This window comes from Pseudomonas lundensis (genome assembly GCF_002269125.1).
GTDB lineage: Bacteria > Pseudomonadota > Gammaproteobacteria > Pseudomonadales > Pseudomonadaceae > Aquipseudomonas > Aquipseudomonas lundensis_A.
In genome coordinates, this window is the sequence record NZ_NQKI01000042.1 from 1 (window position 1) to 16189 (window position 16189).

The 16189-nt window shown below is 56.8% G+C and carries 13 protein-coding genes and 1 pseudogene; 8 read left to right on the forward strand and 6 right to left on the reverse strand.

Annotated features, from left to right (window positions below; genetic code table 11):
- Positions 1–115 precede the first annotated feature (115 nt).
- Both CJF39_RS19705 and sbcB read left to right on the forward strand, forming a co-directional pair.
- Positions 116–475, forward strand: coding sequence for a pilus assembly protein PilZ (locus tag CJF39_RS19705; RefSeq protein ID WP_094994948.1), 360 nt, complete (start codon positions 116–118; stop codon positions 473–475).
- A 73-nt stretch (positions 476–548) separates the two neighbouring features.
- A complete protein-coding gene (gene sbcB, locus CJF39_RS19710; RefSeq protein ID WP_094994949.1) occupies positions 549–2000 on the forward strand; it encodes an exodeoxyribonuclease I in 1452 nt (483 codons plus the stop codon).
- 74 nt (positions 2001–2074) lie between these two features.
- Here the strand turns inward: sbcB and mvaT are convergent, their stop codons facing one another.
- Positions 2075–2452 carry a histone-like nucleoid-structuring protein MvaT gene (gene mvaT, locus CJF39_RS19715; protein ID WP_047276768.1) on the reverse strand — a complete coding sequence of 126 codons (378 nt, stop codon included), beginning with the start codon at positions 2450–2452 and terminating at the stop codon, positions 2075–2077.
- A gap of 347 nt (positions 2453–2799) precedes the next feature.
- Here mvaT and purU point away from each other — a divergent pair, with 347 nt between their 5' ends.
- Both purU and CJF39_RS23090 read left to right on the forward strand, forming a co-directional pair.
- Positions 2800–3648, forward strand: coding sequence for a formyltetrahydrofolate deformylase (purU, locus tag CJF39_RS19720; protein WP_094994950.1), 849 nt, complete (start codon positions 2800–2802; stop codon positions 3646–3648).
- A gap of 113 nt (positions 3649–3761) precedes the next feature.
- Positions 3762–3935: a hypothetical protein gene (locus CJF39_RS23090; RefSeq protein ID WP_170047002.1), complete on the forward strand. Its 174-nt coding sequence runs from the start codon at positions 3762–3764 to the stop codon at positions 3933–3935.
- 31 nt (positions 3936–3966) lie between these two features.
- Here CJF39_RS23090 and CJF39_RS23780 read toward each other — a convergent pair whose 3' ends face one another.
- Together CJF39_RS23780 and CJF39_RS23785 are read right to left on the reverse strand one after the other, a co-directional pair.
- Positions 3967–4806 (reverse strand): methyl-accepting chemotaxis protein, encoded by an 840-nt coding sequence (locus tag CJF39_RS23780; protein WP_432760259.1) that lies wholly within the window; start codon positions 4804–4806, stop codon positions 3967–3969.
- Between the two features lie 18 nt (positions 4807–4824).
- Positions 4825–5856 (reverse strand): annotated as a pseudogene (locus tag CJF39_RS23785) (HAMP domain-containing protein); the annotation flags it as partial.
- Between the two features lie 196 nt (positions 5857–6052).
- Here CJF39_RS23785 and CJF39_RS19730 point away from each other — a divergent pair.
- The gene (locus CJF39_RS19730) at positions 6053–7531 is read left to right on the forward strand and encodes a helicase HerA-like domain-containing protein (RefSeq protein WP_094994952.1); all 1479 of its coding nucleotides are present in this window, start codon (positions 6053–6055) and stop codon (positions 7529–7531) included.
- Positions 7532–7539: 8 nt separating this feature from the next.
- On the opposite strand, the gene CJF39_RS19735 is transcribed toward CJF39_RS19730, so the two are convergent.
- Positions 7540–8004: a DUF721 domain-containing protein gene (locus CJF39_RS19735; protein WP_094994953.1), complete on the reverse strand. Its 465-nt coding sequence runs from the start codon at positions 8002–8004 to the stop codon at positions 7540–7542.
- Positions 8005–8312: 308 nt separating this feature from the next.
- On the opposite strand from CJF39_RS19735, the gene secA reads away from it, so the two are divergent.
- The 3 genes from secA to CJF39_RS19750 all read left to right on the forward strand — a co-directional run bounded on the left by secA (position 8313) and on the right by CJF39_RS19750 (position 13490).
- A complete protein-coding gene (gene secA / locus CJF39_RS19740) occupies positions 8313–11066 on the forward strand; it encodes a preprotein translocase subunit SecA (protein ID WP_094994954.1) in 2754 nt (917 codons plus the stop codon).
- A gap of 117 nt (positions 11067–11183) precedes the next feature.
- Positions 11184–12401 carry a bifunctional glutamate N-acetyltransferase/amino-acid acetyltransferase ArgJ gene (argJ, locus tag CJF39_RS19745; RefSeq protein WP_094994955.1) on the forward strand — a complete coding sequence of 406 codons (1218 nt, stop codon included), beginning with the start codon at positions 11184–11186 and terminating at the stop codon, positions 12399–12401.
- A 144-nt stretch (positions 12402–12545) separates the two neighbouring features.
- Complete coding sequence (locus CJF39_RS19750; protein ID WP_094994956.1) at positions 12546–13490, forward strand: Nudix family hydrolase; 945 nt, start codon at positions 12546–12548, stop codon at positions 13488–13490.
- A 73-nt stretch (positions 13491–13563) separates the two neighbouring features.
- On the opposite strand, the gene CJF39_RS19755 is transcribed toward CJF39_RS19750, so the two are convergent.
- Positions 13564–14145 carry a cob(I)yrinic acid a,c-diamide adenosyltransferase gene (locus CJF39_RS19755; RefSeq protein WP_094994957.1) on the reverse strand — a complete coding sequence of 194 codons (582 nt, stop codon included), beginning with the start codon at positions 14143–14145 and terminating at the stop codon, positions 13564–13566.
- 2 nt (positions 14146–14147) lie between these two features.
- Complete coding sequence (locus CJF39_RS19760; RefSeq protein ID WP_094994958.1) at positions 14148–16160, reverse strand: sensor histidine kinase; 2013 nt, start codon at positions 16158–16160, stop codon at positions 14148–14150.
- Between the last annotated feature and the right edge of the window lie 29 nt (positions 16161–16189).

The following is a 16189-nucleotide window of genomic DNA, read 5'->3' on the forward strand; positions in this document are numbered from 1 at the left end:
CATCTTGGCCTCCTGGCTTTAATGGCGGTGTATTTTACAGAAAATCGTATTTCTTGGGTTTACGTACAGAGCCTAGCGCGGTCATGCTTAATGGCCTTTCAAAGTGATATTCAGCATGTTTACTGATCGCCGTATCGAGCGTCATCAACTGCCGTATTTCTTGAATGTGTTCAATCGATTCACGGACAAGCCCCTGGGGTATTTGGGTAATGTCTGCGAAGAGGGGCTGATGCTCATCAGCCAGCTCCCGTTATTGGTCGACGCCAATTTTGAGCTGCGACTCAAGCTGCCCGACGCTGACGGTCGTGTGCAGGTGGTCGACCTGACCGCACGCTGCCTGTGGTGCCATGAAGATGTCACGCCGCATTACTACGACGCTGGCTTCATCCTCTACCAGCCGCCTCCCGAGTACACCGCCCTGATCACGGCCCTGCGTCAGTATTTCAGCTTCTATCCCTTGCCAGCGTCTGCCTGAGGCCGAGATCCGGGCTGGTCTTGCTCGGGGCTGAACGCCTAGACTTGCAGGGTCTACTGTTCAGGAACACCCCGTGACCACTATCTTCTGGTACGACTACGAAACCACCGGCATCAATCCGCGTTGTGACCGGCCAGTACAAGTCGCCGGCATTCGCACTGACCTTGAATTGAACGAGATTGACGAGCCGCTCAATCTGTACTGCCTGCCAAGCGACGACATCCTTGCGCACCCCATGGCCTGTCTGATCACCGGCATTACGCCCAGTCGCCTGGAAGATCGGGGGCTGGTCGAAGCCGAGTTCATGACGCGTACTCACGCGCACCTGTCCTTGCCCGGCACCTGCGGCGCAGGCTACAACACCTTGCGATTTGACGACGAGGTGACGCGCTACAGTCTGTATCGCAACTTCTTCGATCCTTACGCCCGTGAATGGCAGGGGGGTAACAGTCGCTGGGACTTGATCGATGCAGTGCGCACTGCCTATGCCTTGCGCCCTGAAGGGATTGTGTGGCCTGAAGAGGAGGGGCGCGTCACTCTTAAGCTAGAACGTCTGACCGCGGCTAATGGCATTGATCACGGTCAGGCCCATGATGCGTTGTCGGATGTGCGCGCAACGATTGCCCTGGCCCGATTGATTCGCGACAAACAACCTAAGTTATATGACTGGCTTTTCCAGTTGCGCACGAAACAACGTGTGCTTGATCAGGTTCGGCTGTTAGAGCCGATGGTGCATATTTCAGGACGGTTTTCGGCGGCGCGTCATTATTTGGGGGTGGTACTGCCGTTGGCGTGGCATCCGAAAAATCGCAATGCACTGATTGTCTGCGATTTGCACTTTGATCCGCGGCCATTATTGGAACTGGATGCTGAGTCACTCCGCGCACAGCTCTATACACGTCGAGAAGATTTGCCCGACGGGCAATTACCGGTGCCGCTCAAGCTAATACACGTTAATCGTTGTCCGGTGGTGGCGCCGATGAATGTAGTGCGCGCACAGGATCAAGAGCGTTTGCAATTGGACGTTGGCCAATGCCAGGAACGGGCGCAAACACTTATCGAGGCGCAAGAACTATGGCGGGATAAATTAACGGCTATTTATGCCCGTGAAGACTTCGTGCCGAGCGCGGATCCGGAGCAGCAGTTATATGATGGCTTTATCGGTGACCGTGACCGTCGCCTGTGTGAACAAGTAAGACTCAGTGACCCTGAGGCATTGGCTAAAGATACCTGGCCTTTTGATGATGAACGCTTGCCTGAATTATTGTTCCGGTACCGGGCGCGAAACTTTGCTCATACGTTGAATGAGCAAGAGCGCGAACGCTGGCGCGTCTTCTGCCAGCAACGATTGACCGATCCGCAGATGGGCGCACCGCTGACCCTGGCTGCTTTCCAGCACAGCGTTGCAGAGCTGTCGCGCAGCGCTACGCCCGCGCAATTGACGTTGTTGAATGAGTGGCGTCGGTATGCAGAAGGTTTAAGTCGTCGCGTGTTTGTGGAGGGCGAACCGGGAAGAGAGGAGTAACGGGCGTCAATAAAAAAACGCCAGCAAGCTGGCGTTTTTTTGAGCATCGCAAATAAGCTGCGTGCGGGTATTACTTAGTCGAGCAAAGTTGCCCAGCCTTCAACCACGTCACCGCCCCACTTGGCTTTCCACTCTTTCAGTGTTTTGTGGTTGCCACCTTTGGTTTCAATCACTTCGCCGTTGTGCGGGTTTTTGTATTGTTTAACCTTGCGGGCACGTTTGGTGCCGGTAGTTTTCACAACACCGCGTGGTGTTTTGCTTACTTTGGACTCTGGGTCCAGCAGCGCAATAATATCGCGTAGCGATTTTTGGTATTCGCCCATCAGCGTGCGCAGTTTGCCTTCAAATTCCAGCTCAGTTTGAAGTTTGTCGTCTTCCGACAGGTTCTTCAGGCGAGCTTGCAGCTCTTTGATGGCTTCTTCGGTTGCGCGGTATTCGTTGATCAGGGACATGAGGATAACCTTATGTTGAAAAGGGTTAACAGGGACACAGTGCGGCAATAATAGTCAGACACTTTGATCAAGTAAACCTGTCTGCGCAGATTTAGTTAAGTTTTTATTCATTAACTTCGCTGTTTTGAATAAGCGCTATTAAATAGAGGCGTCGCTATCAACCCTATTAAAACGATTAATTAGGCGAATTCAGGTTGCAATAAACGCGATGCAGGCCGCGGTACTGTTGAGGCGGACCTCTGGCAGCGAGGCCCGGGGCGTGGGTAATCAGTCTCAACGAATACTGTCGTTTTGCTGCGCACTCGCTAGAATGGCGGCCTTAGTAAAGTTTTTGGAGTTTGCCCTACATGCGCACTTTTCGACTGGTGATTGCGTGCCCCGATGGCGTCGGCATTGTCGCCAAGGTCAGTAATTTTCTGGCCTCACACAATGGCTGGATCACTGAAGCGAGCCACCACTCGGACGACCAGAGCGGTTGGTTCTTTATGCGTCACGAAATCCGTGCGGATTCGCTGCCATTCGGCATCGAGGCGTTTCGCGAAGCATTTGCTCCTATCGCTGAAGAATTTTCGATGGTGTGGCGCATTACTGACACGGCGCAAAAGAAGCGCGTTGTGCTGATGGCCAGCCGCGAGTCGCACTGCCTGGCGGACCTGCTGCACCGCTGGCACAGCGATGAGCTGGATTGCGAGATCGCGTGTGTGATCTCCAACCATGATGACTTGCGCAGCATGGTGGAGTGGCACGGCATTCCGTATTACCACGTGCCGGTTGATCCCAAGGATAAAGAGCCTGCGTTCACTGAAGTCTCGCGTCTGGTCAAGCAGCACGATGCTGAAGTAGTGGTCCTGGCGCGCTACATGCAAATCCTGCCGCCGGACCTGTGCAAAGAATACGCAGGTCAGGTCATCAACATTCACCACAGCTTCCTGCCTTCCTTCGTTGGCGCCAAGCCTTACCACCAGGCTTCGCTGCGCGGCGTAAAACTGATTGGCGCGACGTGCCACTACGTGACCGAAGAACTCGATGCAGGTCCGATCATCGAGCAGGACGTGGTACGTGTAAGTCACAGTGACAGTATCGAAGACATGGTGCGTTTCGGCCGTGATGTCGAGAAGATGGTGCTGGCCCGTGGCCTGCGTTATCACCTGGAAGATCGCGTGCTGGTGCACGGCAACAAGACGGTGGTCTTTTAAGCAAGCGTCTCTGTGTGCTCATTGATGAATAACGCGCTGTCGATCGTCGATTGCAGCTTCGCGTTGTTCGTCAATGAAAACGCAATCTCGGGTTCCGAACAGGGGGAGGTGCCATGACCGATCCACTCGACAAGGCCACGTCCAGCGCACCGGCTACAGTGGGTGAGGGGTGTTTGAGTCGTTACGATCCGGACGCACTGAGCCCCGAAGACGGAACGGAGTTTCCTGACGCTGCCAGGCTGTGGGATCACTTACAGCAAGAGGCTGAAGCAGAACCTGATCTGTAGCCGCTCAGGCGGCCACAGATCATGCGTTCATTTATATGCGGAAGCTGCCGACCAGTTGTTTGAGACGAGCGGCTTGTTGCTCAAGGTCGGAACAGGCGCGCAATGTTGCCTGCAAGTTTTCAACGCCTTCCTGATTGAGGGTGTTGATTTCAGTAATGTCCATGTTGATCGATTCCACAACCGAGGTCTGTTCCTCGGTGGCAGTGGCGACCGACTGGTTCATGCCGTCAATTTCCCCAATACGTTCCGTAACGCTGGTCAGGCGCGCACCTGCACTGTTAGCGATCTCAACGCTGTCTTTGCTGTGACGCTGGCTCTCTTCCATGGTGTTGACCGAGTCGCGGGCGCTGACCTGCAATTCCTCGATCATCTTTTGCACTTGTTGCGCTGATTCCTGGGTGCGGTGCGCCAGATTGCGGACTTCATCTGCCACCACCGCAAAGCCACGTCCTGCTTCCCCGGCACGTGCTGCTTCAATCGCGGCGTTCAAAGCCAGGAGGTTGGTTTGCTGGGAAATGCTGGTGATGACCTCCAGGATCTGACCGATGTTCACGGTCTTGTCATTCAGTGACTCAATGTGGCTGCTGGACGTGCTGAGCATCTGCGACAGTTGCTGCATCGAGCCGATGCTGCGCTCCACCACTTGCTGGCCTTCTTCGGCCAGGCCGCGTGCATCGCTGGCTTGATGCGAGGCTTGTGCCGCATTGCGCGCGATTTCTTGCGCTGCGGCGCCCAGCTCGTTGATCGCTGCGGCCACGCTGTTGGTGCGGCTGGCTTGTTCGTCAGAGTTAACCATGGACGAATTGGATGCACTGACGACACGCAAGGCGACTTCATTGACGTGTTCGGTGGCCGAGGCCACTTCCGTCATGGAAGTATGAATACGCTCCACAAACTGGTTGAACGCGCTCCCCAATGTGCCGAATTCGTCTTTGGATTCGACTACCAGGCGGCGGGTCAGGTCGCCTTCACCTTCCGCGATGTTTTGCATGGCGCGGGTCATGACGTGCAGCGGCTGCATCAGTAGACGAATCAGCAAGCCGAGCAGGGCTATGATCGAGATCACCGCGATCAGCGTGGCAATGACTGCCGACGTGCGGAAGGTGCTGAGCATGGTATAGGCCTGCTCTTTATCAATCGACAGGCCGACGTACCAGTTGACCGACCCCAAGCCTTTGACCGGAGCAAACGTCACGATGCGTTCTTTGCCGTCGAGCTTGACTTCGCTGATGAGCGTGCTGATGGGAGGCGTGTTTTGAGGGTAGATATCTTTCAGGTTCTTGGTGACCAGAGTGTTATCCGGGTGAACCAGGATCTTGCCGTCTGCGCTGATCAGGAAGGCGTAACCCATGCCGCCAAAATCCAGGGCATTGATCGTGTCCGTGATGGTTTTGAGTGTCAGGTCAGTGCCGACGACTCCGAGGGTTTGCCCGCCTTTTTTTACGGCGGTCCCAATGGAAATGATCATCTGCCCGGTGACCGCATCAATATAGGGTTCGGTCAGGCTGGCGGCATTGCTGTTCAGTGCATCCTTGTACCAAGGCCTGCTGCGCGGATCGAAGCCATCCGGCATTTTGCTATCGGGGCGGATGGTGAATGCACCTTGGGTGTCACCGAAGTAGACCGCCATAAATGAGCTGCTAAGGGCTTTTTGCTCCAGCAACTGGGCTACATAGTCAGGCGCGGGATTAATAGCGATGGTCTCGCCCAGGTTTTCAGTGAGCAAGATGCGCCCGCCGAGCCATGTCTGAATATTGTTGGCCGTTGTGCTACCCATCTCACGCAGATAGCTGTCCAGATCGTCGCGAATGGCAGTGCGCTGCAGGTAGTCGTTGTACAGCGTAAATAGCGAAAAAGCGGCTATTACGATCAGGGACGCGGCAAGCAGGATTTTATGACTGAAACGCAGATTTTTGTTCATGGCTTGAAGGGTCCGCTAAGGTCTAAAAGTGTGATGCCTGCTGACATGAAATGCGCCCAACATAGAAACCACTGACAGAACCTGAGCGATTCCTACATTTATTTGCGCTCTTTCCGACATTAAATTCGGAATTTTCTGGTCTAGCATTAACGTTGTATCGACGTGTTACCGCGAAAGATTAATTTAAGGTGGAAAAATGCCTGATTCCTCAGCTTTAGTTCTCGGTGCCGACCTTTCGGGTCAGCCCGTCGCCCAGTCATTGCGTCTGGCCAATCGTCACGGCTTGATTGCGGGCGCTACGGGGACAGGTAAAACCGTCACGCTGCAACGCCTGGCAGAGCAGTTCAGTGATGCGGGCGTGGCAGTGTTTGCCGCCGACATCAAAGGCGATTTGTGTGGTCTGGGGGCCGCCGGCAATCCTCAGGGCAAAATTGCAGAGCGGATCGCGGGCATGCCGTGGCTTAATTTCCAGCCCACGGCTTATCCAGTGACGCTGTGGGATATTCAGGGCAAGACTGGGCATCCATTACGCACAACCCTGAGTGAAATGGGGCCGCTTTTGCTAGGCAGTCTGCTGGAGCTGACGGACAGCCAACAATCAGCGCTGTATGCGGCGTTCAAAGTGGCGGATCGCGAAGGCCTGTTGCTGCTGGATCTCAAAGACCTCAAAGCGTTGCTCAATCATCTGCGGGATCATCCCGAAGTGCTGGGCGACGACGCGGCGCTAATGACCACCGGTTCCAGTCAGGCGCTACTGCGACGACTGGCGACCCTGGAGCAGCAGGGCGCTGAGGCGCTGTTTGGTGAGCCTGCGTTGCAGTTGGAAGACATTTTGCAGCCGGACAGTGACGGACGCGGGCGCATTCATTTGCTCGATGCGAGCCGGTTGGTGCATGAAGCGCCCAAGGTCTACGCGACCTTTTTGTTGTGGCTGCTGGCCGAATTGTTTGAGCAGTTGCCCGAGCGCGGTGATTCGGACAAGCCTTTATTGGCGCTTTTCTTTGACGAGGCGCATCTGCTGTTTGCCGATACACCGAAAGCGCTTCAGGATCGACTGGAGCAAGTGGTGCGCTTGATTCGCTCCAAAGGTGTGGGCGTGTACTTTGTCACGCAATCGCCAGCGGACTTGCCTGACACCGTGTTGGCGCAATTGGGGCTGCGCATTCAGCATGGATTACGGGCGTTCACGGCCAAAGAGCAGAAGTCCCTCAGGGCCGTGGCCGACGGGTTCCGACCCAACCCGGCGTTCGATGCGCTCGCGGTGCTAACGGAGCTGGGCACCGGCGAGGCTTTGGTCGGCATGTTGGAGGATAAGGGCACGCCGGCGATGGTGCAGCGGGTGCTGATTGCGCCACCTCAGTCGCGCATCGGTCCTTTGAGTGACGCGGAACGCGCCGGGCTGATTGCCACCTCACCCCTGCAGGGGCGGTACGACAAGCCGATAGATCGAGAGTCTGCTTACGAGGTGCTCATGGCGCGCAAAGGCGGTGTCTCTGCGGAGCAAGCCCCGGCCGAGCCCAAAGAACCCGGATTTCTGGATCAGGCTGGGGAGTTCCTCGGGACGTCGACAGGCAAGGCATTGCAGTCGATGGCGCGTCAGGCCGTCAATCAAATGGGGCGCCAGTTGGTTCGGGGATTGCTCGGGTCATTACTGGGTGGCAGCAAGCGTAAATAAAGCAGCGGCTACGCCGGACCGGATTTTGGTTTGCCATGACTGGCGAGCCGTTCAAGGGCGGCTCGCAGTGCGGGGTCGGTAATTCCGTCAGCAGTCGCCTGGATGGTCTGGGCGGCGTCTTGTGACAAGTCCAGGGTGTGGCCAGCCACTTTGGCTAACACGGTAGGCGGCTGCACTTTAAATAAAATGCGGGTCAGACTGGCAAATTCATCAAACGCCTGCAATTGACGTTGCAGGCGTTTTTGCTGGTAGCGTAACCGCGTCGCCCAGTGGCCATCCGTGACAATCAGTAGCAGGCTGCCTTCACGCCACGACGCCACATGGCAGTGTTCGCGGGCGGCGGGCTGGAGCTGGCTTTCAAGCAAGCGTTGCAGGTGAGCCAAGCGCTTGGCGTGGCCGAAGATGGCTTTTAACGGCTTAGCCTCGCGCAGCAGGACAGAGGGTGCCCGTGCTGGATGTGGGCGAAATGCCATGTTCAAACACCTGAGAAAACTGAGGCGCAATCTTAGCAGAAACCGGCCGTGTGGCTGCGCTTGATCCGCTAACTGAAGACTTTGGCTGCAAAATCAATGAGTAACTTCTTGCTCTTATGGGTTGAAGTTCAGCAAAAAGCCCTTATTTTAGTGAAGCCCCGTCACAACGCTGTACCAGTATCGTGGAATAACGCCACTTTCCTCACCGCCGTTTCCGGGTAGAATGCTCGCTCGCATGCGGCCATCAGGGCTGCTCGGGCGACTCTCGGGGCCGCCCTCCATCCCTATGTGTGGAAGATCCTGCCGATATGTTTGCGCCTTTGTTAAAGAAACTTTTTGGAAGCAAGAACGAGCGCGAAGTTAAACGCATGCTCAAGAAGGTTCAGGTCATCAATGCCCTCGAAGAGCAGATGGTTGCTCTGACCGACGAGCAATTGCGTGCCAAGACCGAAGAGTTCAAGGCCCGCATAGCAAAAGGTGAGACCCTCGATCAACTCCTGCCTGAAGCCTTCGCGGTCTGCCGTGAAGCAGGCAAGCGCGTCATGGGCATGCGCCACTTTGACGTCCAGCTGATCGGTGGCATGACCTTGCACGAAGGCATGATCGCAGAAATGCGTACCGGTGAAGGTAAGACCTTGGTAGCGACCCTGGGCGTTTACCTCAACGCGTTGTCCGGCAAGGGCGTGCACGTTGTGACGGTGAACGATTACCTGGCGCGCCGGGATGCCAACTGGATGCGTCCGCTTTATGAGTTCCTGGGCCTGACGGTCGGCGTGGTTACGCCGTTCCAGCCACCACAGGAAAAGCGTGAAGCCTACGCCGCTGACATCACCTACGGCACCAACAACGAATTTGGCTTCGATTACCTGCGCGATAACATGGCTTTCAGCATGGAAGAAAAATTCCAGCGTGAGCTTAACTTCGCTGTAATCGACGAAGTCGACTCGATCCTGATCGACGAAGCCCGTACGCCGCTGATCATTTCCGGTCAGGCTGAAGACAGCTCCAAACTGTACACCGAAATCAACAAGCTCATTCCGCGTCTCGAACAGCACATCGAAGAAGTAGAGGGCGAAGTAACCAAGCCGGGTCACTTCACCATCGACGAGAAGACCCGTCAGGTCGAGCTGAACGAAGCCGGTCACCAGTTTGTTGAAGAGATGCTCACCCAGATCGGTTTGCTCGCTGAAGGTGAAAGCCTGTACTCGGCGCACAACCTGGGCCTGCTGACCCACGTGTACGCTGCACTACGCGCTCACAAACTGTTCCACCGCAACGTTGAATACATTGTTGAAGACGGTCAGGTGCTGCTGGTTGACGAACACACCGGTCGTACCATGCCGGGTCGTCGTTTGTCCGAAGGCCTGCACCAGGCTATCGAAGCGAAAGAGGGCCTGAACATCCAGGCAGAGAGCCAGACGCTGGCTTCGACCACCTTCCAGAACTACTTCCGTCTGTACAACAAGCTGTCCGGCATGACCGGTACGGCTGACACTGAAGCGTTCGAGTTCCACCAGATCTACGGTCTGTCGGTGATGGTTATCCCGCCGAACAAGCCGCTGGCACGTAAAGACTATAACGACCTGGTGTTCCTGACGGCCGACGAGAAGTACGCAGCCATTGTGGCCGACATCAAGGACTGCATGGCCAAAGGCCGTCCGGTACTGGTGGGCACCGCGACCATCGAAACGTCCGAGCACATGTCCAACCTGTTGAAACAGGAAGGCATTGAGCACAAAGTTCTGAACGCCAAGTTCCACGAAAAAGAAGCTGAAATCATTGCACAGGCCGGTCGCCCGGGCGCGCTGACCATCGCCACCAATATGGCAGGCCGAGGTACGGACATCCTGCTGGGCGGTAACTGGGAAGTGGAAGTGGCGTCTCTCGAGAACCCTACTCCTGAGCAGATTGCCCAGATCAAGGCCGATTGGCAGAAACGTCACCAGCAAGTCCTGGAGTCGGGCGGCCTGCACGTAATTGCTTCCGAGCGTCACGAATCGCGCCGTATCGACAACCAGCTGCGCGGTCGTGCCGGCCGTCAGGGTGACTCGGGTTCCAGCCGTTTCTACCTGTCGCTCGAAGACAGCCTCATGCGCATCTTCGCCTCTGACCGGGTGAAGAATTTCATGAAGGCCCTGGGCATGCAGTCCGGCGAAGCGATCGAGCACCGCATGGTGACCAACGCTATCGAAAAGGCCCAGCGTAAGGTTGAAGGTCGCAACTTCGATATCCGTAAGCAATTGCTGGAGTTCGACGACGTCAACAACGAACAGCGTAAAGTGATTTATCACATGCGTAACACGTTGCTGGCCGCCGACAACATTGGCGAAACCATCGCTGACTTCCGCAAAGATGTCCTCGACAGCACGATCAGCGCACACATCCCTCCACAGTCGCTGCCGGAGCAGTGGGACGTTGCAGGTTTGGAGTCCGCCATCGAAAGCGGCTTCGGCGTGAAGTTGCCAATCCAGCAATGGCTCGACGAAGACGATCACCTGTACGAAGAAACCCTGCGCGAGAAGCTGCTGGCTGAGCTGATTGCGGCGTACAACGAGAAAGAAGAGCAGGCGGGTGCTGAAGCGCTGCGCACGTTCGAGAAGCAGATTGTATTGCGCGTACTGGATGACCTGTGGAAAGACCACCTGTCGACCATGGATCACCTGCGTCACGGCATTCACTTGCGCGGTTATGCGCAAAAGAACCCGAAGCAGGAATACAAGCGCGAGTCTTTCAACCTGTTCTCCGAGCTGCTTGATTCGATCAAGCGCGATTCGATCCGCGTGCTGTCGCATGTTCAAGTGCGTCGCGAAGACCCAATCGAAGAAGAGGCACGTCTGCGTCAGGAAGCTGAAGAGCTGGCGTCGCGCATGCAGTTCCAGCATGCAGAGGCGCCGGGTCTGGATCAGCCGCAGGCCTTGACCGAAGAGCTGGAAGGCGTAGAGGTCTCAGACGTCACGCCTGCTACCGACCCTGTTCGTAACGAACAGAAGCTCGGCCGCAACGAGCTGTGCTACTGCGGTTCGGGCAAAAAATTCAAGCACTGTCACGGGCAAATCAACTGATAACCCGTTTCATCTGCTGAAACACCTGCGCCGCGACCGGCATTAGCCGTCGCGGCGTTTTACCATTGAATTCCCGCCATTTAAGGGCGGCGCAGACAGCTTATTGAGGAGCGCATCATGGCAGTTGGTCTTGGTCCTTTGCCCACTTTGCACCCGGTTGCGGGTTTTGAGCTGGGGATTGCTTCAGCCGGTATCAAGCGTCCCGGGCGTAAGGATGTGGTAGTGATGCGCTGTGCCGAAGGCTCCAGCGTGGCGGGCGTCTTCACCCTGAATGCGTTTTGCGCGGCCCCGGTCATTCTGGCCAAACAGCGCGTGCAAGGTCCTGTGCGATATTTGCTCACCAACACCGGCAATGCCAACGCAGGCACCGGGGCACCAGGCCTGGCAGCGGGTACCCGCACCTGCGCGAAACTGGCCGAATTGACCGGTGTGGACGCCAGCGCTGTGTTGCCGTATTCCACCGGTGTGATTGGCGAACCATTGCCGGTCGAAAAAATCGAAGGCGCGCTGCACGCGGCGCTGGACGATCTGGCTGAGGATCACTGGGCAGAGGCGGCCATCGGCATCATGACAACCGACACCTTGCCCAAAGGGGCGAGTCGTCAGTTTCAGCATGAAGGCGTGACCGTTACCGTTACCGGGATCAGCAAGGGCGCGGGCATGATTCGCCCGAACATGGCCACCATGCTCGGTTACATCGCGACGGACGCCAAGGTGTCGCGCCAGGTGCTGCAAGATCTGTTGCTCGACGGCGCCAACAAATCGTTCAACCGCATCACCATCGATGGCGATACGTCCACCAACGATTGCTGCATGTTGATTGCCACGGGCAAGGCCAATCTGCCTGAAATCACCGAAGCCCGCGGCCCTTTGTTCGACGCGCTGAAACAGGCGGTGCTGGACGTGTGCATGGAGGTGGCGCAGGCCATCGTGCGCGATGGCGAAGGTGCGACCAAGTTCGTGACCGTTGAAGTCAATGGCGGCGCCAATCACCAGGAATGCCTGGACGTCGGTTATACCGTGGCCCATTCGCCCCTGATCAAAACCGCACTGTTCGCGTCCGATCCCAACTGGGGCCGGATCCTGGCAGCCGTGGGCCGTGCCGGTGTACCGGAGCTGGATGTCAGCAAGATCGACGTGTTCCTCGGCGAAGTGTGTATCGCCAGTGGCGGTGCCCGTGCGGCGACCTACACCGAAGAGCAAGGTTCGGCAGTGATGGCACGCGAAGAAATCACCATCCGCATCGAGTTGGGCCGCGGTGCATGCAGCGAAACCATCTGGACCACCGACCTGTCCCACGAGTACGTCAAAATCAACGCCGAGTACCGGACCTAAGTCGTCTCGACATCGCGTGCCAGTCAGGCAAGCTTGTTTGGCTTGATGGGCGCGCTAACGACTTACCAGCGCACGTGAGCGGCTGCTGATTCGGTAGTCCACGTTCAAAGCCTGGCAACAGGCGGGATTAGAGGAAGTTCAAGGGTGAAACGAGTTCATGTGGCTGCGGCCGTCATTCGAGGCACTGACGGCAGAATTCTGATTGCTCGTCGTGCTGATACACAGCATCAAGGCGGTCTTTGGGAATTTCCCGGCGGCAAGGTTGAAGCCGGAGAGTCTGTCAGCGCGGCCTTGAGCCGTGAGCTGAAAGAAGAGCTTGGGATCGACGTGACCTCGGCTCGTCCATTGATCACCGTGAAGCACGATTATCCCGACAAGCACGTGTTGCTGGATGTGTGGGAAGTCTCGGCGTTTACCGGTGAGCCTTGCGGCGTGGAAGGCCAGCCTTTGGCGTGGGTCAGCCAGCGGGATCTGGCGAGTTACGCATTTCCTGAAGCCAATAGACCGATTTTGGCAGCGGCGCGTTTGCCTGATCAGTACCTCATCACGCCTGACGGTTTTGAAGGGCCAGAGTTGCTACGGGGCTTACAGAAAGCCATCGCGGGCGGTATCAAGCTGGTTTCCTTGCGCGCGCCCAAAGGCTATGACCCTAAGTACCGGGATTTGGCGGTAGACGCCACGGGGCTGTGCGCAGGCAAGGCGCAGCTGATGCTCAAAGGGCCGCTGGAGTGGCTGGGTGATTTTCCGTCGGCCGGTTGGCATTTGACGGCGGCGCAACTACGTAAATACGCCGCCAAAGGCCGGCCGTTTCCTAAAGATCGCTGGTTGGCAGCGTCGTGTCATAACGCTGAGGAATTGGCGTTGGCAGAACAGATGGACGTTGACTTCGTGACGCTGTCACCCGTCTTGCCCACAGAGACTCATCCAGATATGGAGCCTTTGGGTTGGGAGCAGGCGCAGCAACTGATTGCTGGTTTTAACAAGCCGGTGTTTCTGCTGGGTGGGTTGGGGCCTGATGATCGTCAGCAGGCGTGGGACGTCGGCGCGCAAGGTGTATCGGGCATTCGCGCGTTCTGGCCCCACGCATGACCTGACGTCACAGCGTGTGCCCGAAATGTAATCTGTGTTCTCCCGTGCAAGCGCACTGACGAGCGCTTGCGCCTCAATCAGCGGGTTTATCTGCGGCCTGCCACAACACTTCTGCAACCCCTTGGCGCTTGGCAATCAAGCGTGCCGTCACAAACAGCAGGTCTGACAACCTGTTGATATAGGCCAGTCCAGGGCCGTTGAGAGGCTCGACTGCATTGAGATGTTGGCAGCGACGCTCGGCACTGCGCGCGAGGCAGCGACACACATGCGCTTGGGCGATCAGGGTAGAGCCTGCTGGCAAAATGAAGTTTTCCAGTGGTCCCAGCTCCTCGTTCCAGCGATCAATCGCCGCTTCAAGCCGTTCGACTTCGCTCAGATTTAACGCCTGATAAGCCGGCATGGCCAGCTCGCCTCCCAAGTCAAACAGTCGGTGTTGGCAGGGCGTCAGCACCTCGATCAGTTCGTCCAGGCCCGGCGTCCGGACGCTTTGCTCGTGTAACCCGGCGAGCAAGAGCCCCAGTTGGCTGTTAAGCGCGTCCACTTCTCCAATCGCCTCGACCCGAGGATGATCTTTGGACACGCGCCGGCCATCGCCCAGGCCTGTTTCGCCCTTGTCGCCGGTGCGGGTGTAAATCTTTGATAAGCGAAAGCCCATGGTTACAGTTCCGACTTGGTAGTTTCGTGGACGGGCATCAATGGCAGGCGCAGCGTGAAGCACGTGCCTTGACCCGGGGTTGAGTGCACTTCCATTTGCCCTTTGTGGTTATTGGTAATGATGAAGTAGGACACGGAAAGACCGAGCCCCGTGCCTTGGCCAACTTCCTTGGTGGTGAAGAAAGGCTCAAAAATACGTTTGCGCACGTTTTCAGGCATGCCTGCGCCGTTGTCTTCCACCTGGATCTCAGCCCAGGGTGGATTCAGTTTCGTGCGCAGGACGATGCGCCCGGGTTCGGTGTTGCCTTGGCGCTGATGAATCGCCTGGGCGGCGTTTTTCAACAAGTTCAGCAGCACCTGTTCCAGCTCGTTGGGGATGCAGGGTACGGGCCCGAGGTGAGGGTCAAACTGACGAATGATGGCCTGGCCCTTGAAGTCGAAACCGATGGCGAGGTCGAAGTCATTGCTTGCGATGTCGACCGCCTGATCAATCAGCGCCGACAGGTCGCAAGGGCTCATTTGGCGATTACTGCGGCGACTGAAACTGAGCATGTGGGTCACGATTTTGGCTGCGCGGGCCCCCGCCTGTTGAATGCCATCCAGTAGCTTAGGGATTTCTCGGGCCTGCAAATAACGGTTTATCGCATCAAGGTCAACGCCTGTCAGCGCGGCTTGCTCACTATTCTTGGGCAGGTCGTTGGACAGGCGCCGCCGGATGTTTTGCACATTATGCAAAATGGCGCCCAATGGATTATTGATCTCATGGGCCATCCCCGCCGCGAGACCGCCCACAGAGAGCATCTTCTCTGACTGAACCATCATGTCTTCCATGGAGAGCCGCTGGGTGATGTCGTCGATGCGGATCACGGCGCCGCGTCCGCCACCCCCCATCAATGGATAGAAAGTCAGTGCGTAATGTTTGGGCTCATCACCTTGAGGCCAGGTCACGCGCTCTATTTTGACGACGCGATGGTGGGCGATGGTGTCTTTGATTTGCGGCAAGAAAGGTTTCAGAGGTTCAAATGCCAGATAAACCGGTTGATTCAGGGCCTCATCCAGCGGCGTGCCGGAGAGGGCGCTGGCTTCCTGATTCCATTGCGTGACGTAGAGCTGTTCGTCCAGTGCGATCAGGGCGGAGGGCATGGAATCGATAATGCTGTTGAGATAAATCTGAAAGCCGGTGAGTTTTTTCTCGATTTTGCTTCTTACCTGCACTTCAAGTTCGAGCTTGCGATTGGTATGGCGGGTTTCTTCTGCCAGCGCCTGGGCTTGATCGTAGGCTGCCTGTGCTTCATCTCGGGCGCGTTTGAGCTCCTGCTCACGCGCTTCGATACGCGAGAGCATGGTATTGAACGCTTCAGCGAGGCTGCCGATTTCATCGTTATTGCCCGGTTTGGCCCGTAGCGAATAGTTCTCCTCGCGTGTGACCTGGCGTGACAGCTCTTCGAGCTGATAGATGGGTTGTGTGATCAGGCGCTTGATCTGGCGCGCGATCAACAGCCACAGCAAGACACTGAACACCAGAATTCCGAGGCTGGCGGTGAACGTGCCGGTATAAAACGCCATGGGCAGTTCACTGCTGGCCACTAGCAACAGATGCCCGCCCTTCGGAAGCCGGGAAGTGTGATGGCTGCGCAGCTCAGTCAGGCCCCAGGCTTGAACTTGGTCAAAGTGTTCGGGTAGCGCCAGACGATCGCCGTGCTGCAACTGTGCCAATAAATGGCCAGACGGGTCATAAATAGCACCGGCTCGGAGGGGGGCGTAGGTGCCAATTTCTTTAAGCAGGGCGTTGGCGCTCTCAGGAGAATCCAGCGCATGCTCCATCAGCGCGGGGTTGGATACCAGACTGCCCAAGGTCTGCAACGCTTGCGGCGCGGTGCTTTCGTGGGAAATCCAGTAAGCCACGCTGATGAATGTCAGGTTGGCCACCAGCAGCACGGTTGCCAGCAGCACAAGCAGGGCGGCCAGCAGCTTTTGGCCGACCGGCAGGTTTTCGAGGCGCTGGCGCAAAGACATGATGGGCCCTAGTGAGTGCGTGAACGGGC

Bases quoted from the DNA above. Each gene is read 5' to 3' on its own strand.
- mvaT (WP_047276768.1), bottom strand. From the start codon at position 2,452: ATGTCCCTGATCAACGAATACCGCGCAACCGAAGAAGCCATCAAAGAG.
- CJF39_RS23780 (WP_432760259.1), bottom strand. From the start codon at position 4,806: ATGACGGAAGTGGCCTCGGCCACCGAACACGTCAATGAAGTCGCCTTG.
- CJF39_RS19730 (WP_094994952.1), top strand. From the start codon at position 6,053: ATGCCTGATTCCTCAGCTTTAGTTCTCGGTGCCGACCTTTCGGGTCAG.
- CJF39_RS23090 (WP_170047002.1), top strand. From the start codon at position 3,762: ATGACCGATCCACTCGACAAGGCCACGTCCAGCGCACCGGCTACAGTG.
- CJF39_RS19735 (WP_094994953.1), bottom strand. From the start codon at position 8,004: ATGGCATTTCGCCCACATCCAGCACGGGCACCCTCTGTCCTGCTGCGC.
- CJF39_RS19760 (WP_094994958.1), bottom strand. From the start codon at position 16,160: ATGTCTTTGCGCCAGCGCCTCGAAAACCTGCCGGTCGGCCAAAAGCTG.
- argJ (WP_094994955.1), top strand. From the start codon at position 11,184: ATGGCAGTTGGTCTTGGTCCTTTGCCCACTTTGCACCCGGTTGCGGGT.
- secA (WP_094994954.1), top strand. From the start codon at position 8,313: ATGTTTGCGCCTTTGTTAAAGAAACTTTTTGGAAGCAAGAACGAGCGC.
- CJF39_RS19755 (WP_094994957.1), bottom strand. From the start codon at position 14,145: ATGGGCTTTCGCTTATCAAAGATTTACACCCGCACCGGCGACAAGGGC.
- CJF39_RS19705 (WP_094994948.1), top strand. From the start codon at position 116: ATGTTTACTGATCGCCGTATCGAGCGTCATCAACTGCCGTATTTCTTG.
- purU (WP_094994950.1), top strand. From the start codon at position 2,800: ATGCGCACTTTTCGACTGGTGATTGCGTGCCCCGATGGCGTCGGCATT.